This window comes from Zoogloea sp., assembly GCF_041908905.1.
Lineage (GTDB): Bacteria > Pseudomonadota > Gammaproteobacteria > Burkholderiales > Rhodocyclaceae > Zoogloea.
This window is the reverse complement of sequence record NZ_JAYREK010000009.1, coordinates 103337-110447: the sequence shown is the minus strand read 5'-3', so window position 1 is coordinate 110447 and position 7111 is coordinate 103337. Positions and strand designations below refer to the sequence as shown.

Genomic DNA, 7111 nt, shown 5'->3' with positions numbered 1-7111 from the left:
CGCCCGCCAGCCCTGCCGCGATCGCCGCGGCGGCCCCGCCGGGCGCCGAAGCGCCGGCGGCGCCCTCCGTCACCCCGCCGCGCCCGGCCGCGCCGCGGCCCGCCGCCGACGCCCTCGACGGCTACCGGCGCCAGCTCACCGAGCTCTTCGCCCGCGGCCACGAATACCCCCGCGTCGCCGCCCTGCGCGGCTGGGAGGGCGAGGTCCGGCTGCGCCTGCGGGTGGCGCGCCGAGGCCAGCTGCTCGGCGTGCGGGTCGACCGCTCCAGCGGCTTCGATGTGCTCGACCAGGACGCCGTCGCGCTGCTCGAAGGCCACGGCAGCCTGCCGCCGCTGCCCGAAGCGCTGGAAGTGGCCGAGATCGAAGTCGTCGTCCCCATTACCTACCGCCTCCGCAAAGCCACATGAAAACCAGAAACCACACGGCGGCCCCGGCCCGCAGCGCCCTGTCCACTGCCATCTCCACCTCCCTGGCCGCCCTCGCTGCCGCAAGTTTGCCGGCCCAGGCCCAGACCGTCGTGACCGCCGAGCGCATCGAGGTGGTCGGCACCACGCCGCTGGCTGGCGTCGGCGTGCCGCGCCAGCATCTGCCCGCCAACGTGCAGTCGCTGAGCGCCCAGCGCATGGAGGAAGCCGAGAGCCTGCACGTGGGCGAGCAGCTGCTGCGCCAGGTGCCCGCGGTGACGGTGAACGAGACCCAGGGCAACCCCTTCCAGATGGACCTCAACTACCGCGGCTTCACCGCCTCGCCGTTGCTCGGCACCGCCCAGGGGCTGTCGATCTACGTGGACGGGGTGCGCGTCAACGAGCCCTTCGGCGACACCGTGAACTGGGACCTGATCCCCAACTCGGCAATCGCCGGCATCGACCTGATCCCGGGCTCCAACCCGGCCTTCGGCCTCAACACCCTGGGCGGCGCGCTAGCGATGCGCACCAAGAGCGGTTTCTCGCACCCGGGCGGCAAGCTGGAGGTGTCGGGGGGCAGCTTCGGGCGCAGCAACACGGAAATCGAATACGGCGGCAACGACGGCACCCTGGGCGCCTACATCGCCGGCGACTGGTTCCGCGAGGACGGCTGGCGCAACTACTCGCCGTCGGACGTGAAGCAGCTGTTCGGCAAGCTGTCGTTCCGCAACAGTGCCGGCGAGGCCGACCTCAGCCTGACCCGCGCCCGCAGCCGGCTGGTGGGCAACGGCGTGGTACCGCCGTCGCTGCTGGCCCGCGAGCGCGAGGCGGTGTTCACCCACCCGGACGAGACCCGCAACAGCCTCACCCAGCTCACCCTCAACGGCAAGCTGTGGCTGGGCGACGCCCAGAGCCTGTCGGGCAGCGTGTATCACCGCCGCACCCGCACCGGCACCCTCAACGGCGACATGAACGACGACTACGAGGCCGACCCCACCCAGCCCAGCGGCGCTCACAACCGCACCCACAGCACCCAGCGCGGCACCGGCGTGGCGCTGCAGTGGAACCTCACCACCGCCCGCCACCAGCTGGCGGTGGGTGGCGGCTGGGACTACGCCCAGGTGCGCTTCGCCCAGACCCGGGCGCTGGGCGATATCGACGCCAGCCGCGGTATCGGCAACCTGGGCGACGCGGAGGAGGAGAACCGCCTCGGCGGCGCCACCCGCACCACCAGCATCTTCGTGACCGACACCTGGTCGATCACCCCGGCGCTGCACCTCACCGGCTCGGCGCGCTACAACATGAGCCGCGTCACCACCCACGACGAGCTGAACCCCACGCCGCCCAACCTCTACGGCGACCACAAGTACCGCAAGCTCAACCCGGCCCTCGGCCTCGCCTGGCAGATCAACCCGGCGTTGAATGCCTATGCCGGCTTCAGCCAGGGCAGCCGGGTGCCGACGCCCATCGAGCTGGGCTGCGCCGACCCGGCCAACCCCTGCTCGCTGCCCAACTCGATGGCCGCCGATCCCTACCTCAAGCAGGTGGTGGCGCGCACCGTGGAGGCCGGCCTGCGCGGCACCCTGGGCGGTGAGACGCGCTGGCACACGGGCGTCTTCCGTACCCTGAACAGCGACGACATCCTGTTCGTCGGCACCTCCACCAGCGCGGGCTACTTCACCAACTTCGGCAAGACCCTGCGCCAGGGCCTCGAGCTCGGCCTCGACGGCCGGCTGCGCCGCTTCGACTGGTACGCCAGCTACACCTGGCTGCAGGCCAGCTTCCGCTCGGTGGCCTGCATCCTGGCCGAGAACAACAGCACCCGCGGCACCGCGCCCGAATGCACCGCCAATGGCCAGGACGACGAGATTCTGGTCCGCAAGGGCGACCGCCTGCCCGGCCTGCCGGCCCACAGCCTCAAGCTCGGCCTCGCCTGGCGCGCCACCGACGAGCTGCGTCTGGGCGCCGACCTGCAGGCCTTCTCGGGCCAGTACCTGCGCGGCAACGAGAACAACCGCCACCAGGCCGGCACCTATACCGACGTGAATGGCGAGACGCGCACCTTCGAGGGCGCCGGCAAGGTGGGCGGCTACGCCGTCCTCAACCTCAACGCCGAGCTGGGCCTGGGCGCCGGCTGGCAGGCCTTCGCGCGGGTCAACAACGTCTTCGACCGGCGCTACGCCAGCGCCGGCGTGCTGGCCGAGAACCCCTTCGTCGGCGGCGCCTTCCAGGCCAACCCCGACAACTGGCGCCGCGAGAGCTTCGTCGCTCCCGGCGCCCCCCGCGCCGCCTGGGTGGGCGTGCGCTACCTCTTCGGCGGGAGATGAGCATGGCCTGGGCTGCCTGGAAGTCTCGGATGGGGGCCGGCGGCCTCAGCCTGCACACCCGCGTCGGGCTGGTGCTCAGTCTGCTCTCCGCCACCCTGCTGCTGGTGCTGGGCGGCCTGTGGCTGCAGGGCACGCGCAACGCGATCCATGAAGAGGTGGAGGCGGCGACCCGGGTGTCGGCCCAGTGGCTGAAGGTGGTGCTGACCGACCTGGAGGCCCATCCCGTCGCCGAGCAGGGGCCGCGGCTGCTGGCCGTCGCCGCCGCCGTGGGCCGGGTGCGCGCCAACCGGCTGGAGATCCATGACGGGGCGGGCGCGCTGCGCCATGTGTCGCCCCCGTCGCCGTACAAGGCCGGCCGCGCCGCGCCTGGCTGGTTCGCCGCGCTGGTGGGCGTGGAGCCGCCGGTGCGCCACCTTGCGCTGGGGGAATGGCGGCTCAGCCTGCACCCGGACAGCTCCCGCGCGGTGCTCGACGCCTGGGACGAGCTGCTGGCCTTTGCCGGCTGGGGCGCGCTGCTGCTGGTTGCGCTGTTCGCCGCGGCGAGGGCCGCGCTGGCCCGGGCGTTGTCGCCGCTGGAGCAGGTGATGGGCGCCCTCGACCGCACCGGCGCCGGCCGCTTCGACACCCGCCTGCCGGCCTTCGGGGCGCCGGAGCTGGCCCGCCTGTCGCGGGCCTTCAACGGCATGGCCGACCGCCTGCAGGCGGCGGTGGACGACAACGTGCGCCTCGAGACCCGCCGCGAGCTGGCCGAGCGCCTGCAGGCGCACCTCGCCGCCGAGCGCCGCGAGATCGCCCGCGAGCTCCACGACGAGCTGGCCCAGGGCATCACCGCGGTGCGCGCGCTGGCCGGCGCCATCGTGCAGCGCGCACCGGCCGAATCGGCACTGCACGTGCCGGCCCAGGGCATCGTGGCGGTGACCGGCGAGATGCAGCAGGGCGTGCGGCGCATCCTGCAGCGCCTGCGCCCGCCGGCGGCCGGCCTCGGCGAGGGGCTGGAGCAGGTGTTCGCCGGCTGGCGCGCCCGCCACGACGGCATCGCCCTGGAGGCCTGCATCGAGCTGGGCGAGGAGCCGGTGGCGGCGGAGGCTGCGGCGGCGGTGCTGCGCACCGTGCAGGAGGGCCTGACCAACGTGCTGCGCCACGCCCACGCCGGCCGGGTGGCCTTTGCCCTGGTCCGTGAGGGGGCCTGGCTGCGCCTCGCGCTGGAGGATGACGGCTGCGGCGGTGGCCAGCCCTCGGCCCAGCCCGGCTGCGGGTTCGGCCTGGCCGGGATGGCCGAGCGCATTACCGGCCTCGGCGGCGAGTTCCGTGCCGGCCCGCTGCCGGCCGGGGGCTTTGGCATCGCGGCCCGCCTGCCGGCGATGCCTTCGAAAATTTACGAGGAGTCTCTCGATGAGCGATGAACTGAAGGGCCGACGCATCCTGCTGGCCGACGACCACGCGGTGGTGCGGCTCGGCTTCCGCCTGCTGCTCGAAGGGGTGGGGGCCGAGGTGGTGGCCGAGGCCGACCGGGGCGAGGCGGCCATCCGCCTGTACGCCGAGCACGACCCGGACGTGCTGGTGATGGATGTGTCGATGCCCGGCATCGGCGGCCTGGCGGCGCTGGAGCGCCTGCTCGGCGTGGCGCCGAAGGCCCGGGTGCTGATGCTGTCGGCCCACGAGGACGCCATCGTACCGGTACGGGCGATGCGCCTCGGCGCCCGCGGCTACCTGTGCAAGCGCGCCTCGCCCGACGAGTTCCTGCGCGCGGTGGGCGAGGTGGCCCGCGACCGCCGCTACCTCGACCCGGCCCTGGCCCAGGTGGTGGCGCTGGCCCAGTTGTCGGGTTCGGCCAGCCCGGTGGAGACGCTGACCGCCAAGGAGCTCGCGGTTTTCATGAAGCTCGCGGTGGGGTGTTCGGTGAACGAGGTGGCGGAAGACTTCTGCCTCAGCGCCAGCACGGTGGGCACCCACCTGTACCACATCAAGCAGAAGCTGCAGGTGAACAACGCTGCCGAGCTGACCCTGGTGGCCCTGCGCAACGGCCTGATCGAAGGGTGATCGCGGGCCGGCAGGCGGGGCAGGGGGATGCTGGCGGCTCATGATTTTCGCTAGGCCAATTGCCGGATCGTCGGGACGCGGGGCCCGGGGTGGCTGCGGAAAATGGATGTCAGGCCGGCCCGTGGGGCGGGCACCGCCTCCAGGAGACATCATGAACCGCCAGCAGCCTTCCCCCTTGCTTCGTCCGACCCGCCTCGCCCTGCTGCTGGCCGTCACCTATCCCTGCCTGGGCTGGGCCGACGATGCGCTGACGCTGGACCCGGTGGTCGTTACCGGCAGCCGCGTCGAGGAGCGCGCCTTCGACCTGCCGGCCGCCATCGCGGTGGTGGGCGAGGCGCAGATCAAGGCTGACCAGGCCCGCGTCAATGCCTCCGAGGCCCTCGTCGGCGTGCCCGGCGTCAGCGTGGCCAACCGCCAGAACTACGCCCAGGATCTGCAGATCTCGACCCGCGGCTTCGGTGCCCGTTCGGCCTTCGGCGTGCGCGGCGTGCGCCTGGTGGCCGACGGTATCCCGGCCTCGATGCCCGACGGCCAGGGCCAGGCGGCGACCTTCAACCTCGACCGGGCCGAGCGCCTGGAGGTGATGCGCGGGCCGATGTCGGCGGTGTATGGCAACTCGGCGGGCGGGGTGATCCAGCTGTTCACCCGCGACGGCCAGGGCCGGCCGAGCGTGGAGGGCGGCTTCAGCGCCGGCAGCTACGGCAGCTGGAAGGCCGACCTGGCCGCCGACGGAAAAACCGGCGGCGTGGGCTACGTGCTCGACGCCTCGCGCTTCGCCACCGAGGGCTACCGCGACCACAGCCGCGCCGAGCGCGACCAGCTGATGGCCAAGCTGAGCCTGGCGCCGAGTGACGACGGCAAGCTCACCCTGGTGGCGAGCAGCTTCCGCCAGGCGGCCCAGGACCCGCTGGGCCTCGACTGGGCCAGCTACCAGCGCAACCCGCGCGGCGTCGACCCGGTGGCGCTGCAGTTCAATACCCGCAAGTCCATCGAGCAGCAGCAGGGCGGCCTCAACTACGTGCATCGCTTCGGCGACCAGCGCGTCGAGGTGTCGGCCTACGCCGGCCAGCGCTCGGTGACCCAGTACCAGGCCATCCCCACCGGCGTGCAGGGCAACGTGCGCCACTCGGGCGGGGTGATCGACTTCGACCGCGACTACCAGGGCGTCAATGCCCGCTGGACGGGACGCTTCGACGTGGCCGGCGGGGCGCTGACGACGACCCTCGGCGTCGACTACGAGGTGTCCGAGGACGACCGCCGCGGCTACGAGAACTTCATCGGCGCTACCCTGGGCGTCAAGGGCACCCTGCGCCGCGCCGAGACCGACCGGGTGACCAGCTTCGACCAGTATGCCCAGGCCCAATGGAGCGCCGGCAACTGGGTACTCAACGGCGGCCTGCGCCACAGCCAGGTCCGCTTCACGGTGGATGACCGCTACGTGAGCGGCCTCAATGGCGACGACAGCGGCAGCCGCAACTACGAGCAGACCACGCCGTCGGTGGGCGTGCTGTACCGCCTCTCGCCGGTGACCAACCTGTACGCCAGCGCTGCCCGTGGCTTCGAGACGCCGACCCTCAACGAGCTGTTCTACTCGGGCAGCGGCGGCAGCTTCAACTTTGGCCTGGCGGCGGCCACCAGCACCCACCTGGAGGTGGGCCTGAAGACCTGGCTGGGCGCCGACAGCCGCCTGGACGTGGCGCTCTTCGAGATCCACACCGACAAGGAGCTGGTGGTGGATGCCAGCAGCGGCGGCCGCACCAGCTACAAGAACGCCGGCCAGACCACCCGCCAGGGTGTGGAGGTGGCGCTGGACAGCCGCTGGGCGCGCAACTTCAGCAGCCGTATCGCCTACACCTACCTCGACGCCCGCTACGATGAAGTGTTTGCGACGCGCATCTACAACCCGGCCACCGGCAACGCCCAGCCCGCCACCGTGGCCGCCGGCCGCCGCCTGCCCGGGGTGGCGGCCCACAGCCTGTTCGGCGAGCTGGTGTGGCGCCACCCGGCCAGCGGTTTCCACGCGGCGGTGGAGGGCGTCGCCCGCAGCGAGGTCTTCGTGGAGGACAGCAACACCCTGCAGGCGGCCCCCGGCTACGTGGCCGCCAACCTGCGGGCCGGCGTCGAGCGGCGCATGGGGCCGCTGCGCCTCAATGGCTTCGTGCGGATCGACAACCTGTTCGACCGCCAGTACGCCGGCTCGGTGATCGTCGGCGATACCAACGGCCGCTTCTACGAGGGGGCGCCGGGGCGCAACTGGCTGGCGGGGGCAAGCGCGCGCTACAGTTTCTGAGCGCTCGTGCTCGCTCAGGCCCCGGGGGCGTTCCCGCCCCGGCGCTGCCG

The 7111-nt window shown here is 72.6% G+C and carries 5 protein-coding genes; all 5 read left to right on the top strand.

Translation table 11 applies throughout. The features are described 5' to 3' along the window. On the top strand, positions 1-407 hold a 407-nt coding region (locus tag ACE3OU_RS07940), incomplete at its 5' end, for an energy transducer TonB (protein WP_374241010.1). Then, positions 404-2731: a TonB-dependent receptor gene (locus tag ACE3OU_RS07935; protein WP_374241009.1), complete on the top strand. Its 2328-nt coding sequence runs from the start codon at positions 404-406 to the stop codon at positions 2729-2731. The genes ACE3OU_RS07940 and ACE3OU_RS07935, both read left to right, overlap by 4 nt. 2 nt (positions 2732-2733) lie before the next feature. Continuing rightward, complete coding sequence (locus ACE3OU_RS07930; protein WP_374241008.1) at positions 2734-4134, top strand: histidine kinase; 1401 nt, start codon at positions 2734-2736, stop codon at positions 4132-4134. Further along, positions 4124-4771: a response regulator gene (locus tag ACE3OU_RS07925; RefSeq protein ID WP_374241007.1), complete on the top strand. Its 648-nt coding sequence runs from the start codon at positions 4124-4126 to the stop codon at positions 4769-4771. Before ACE3OU_RS07930 ends, ACE3OU_RS07925 begins: the two co-directional genes overlap by 11 nt. Positions 4772-4922: 151 nt before the next feature. Next, complete coding sequence (locus ACE3OU_RS07920; protein WP_374241006.1) at positions 4923-7061, top strand: TonB-dependent receptor family protein; 2139 nt, start codon at positions 4923-4925, stop codon at positions 7059-7061. Positions 7062-7111 lie beyond the last annotated feature (50 nt).

What these genes read in the sequence shown, in the direction of transcription:
- ACE3OU_RS07935 (WP_374241009.1), top strand. Translation starts at nt 404, where the DNA reads ATGAAAACCAGAAACCACACGGCGGCCCCGGCCCGCAGCGCCCTGTCC.
- ACE3OU_RS07930 (WP_374241008.1), top strand. Translation starts at nt 2,734, where the DNA reads ATGGCCTGGGCTGCCTGGAAGTCTCGGATGGGGGCCGGCGGCCTCAGC.
- ACE3OU_RS07925 (WP_374241007.1), top strand. Translation starts at nt 4,124, where the DNA reads ATGAGCGATGAACTGAAGGGCCGACGCATCCTGCTGGCCGACGACCAC.
- ACE3OU_RS07920 (WP_374241006.1), top strand. Translation starts at nt 4,923, where the DNA reads ATGAACCGCCAGCAGCCTTCCCCCTTGCTTCGTCCGACCCGCCTCGCC.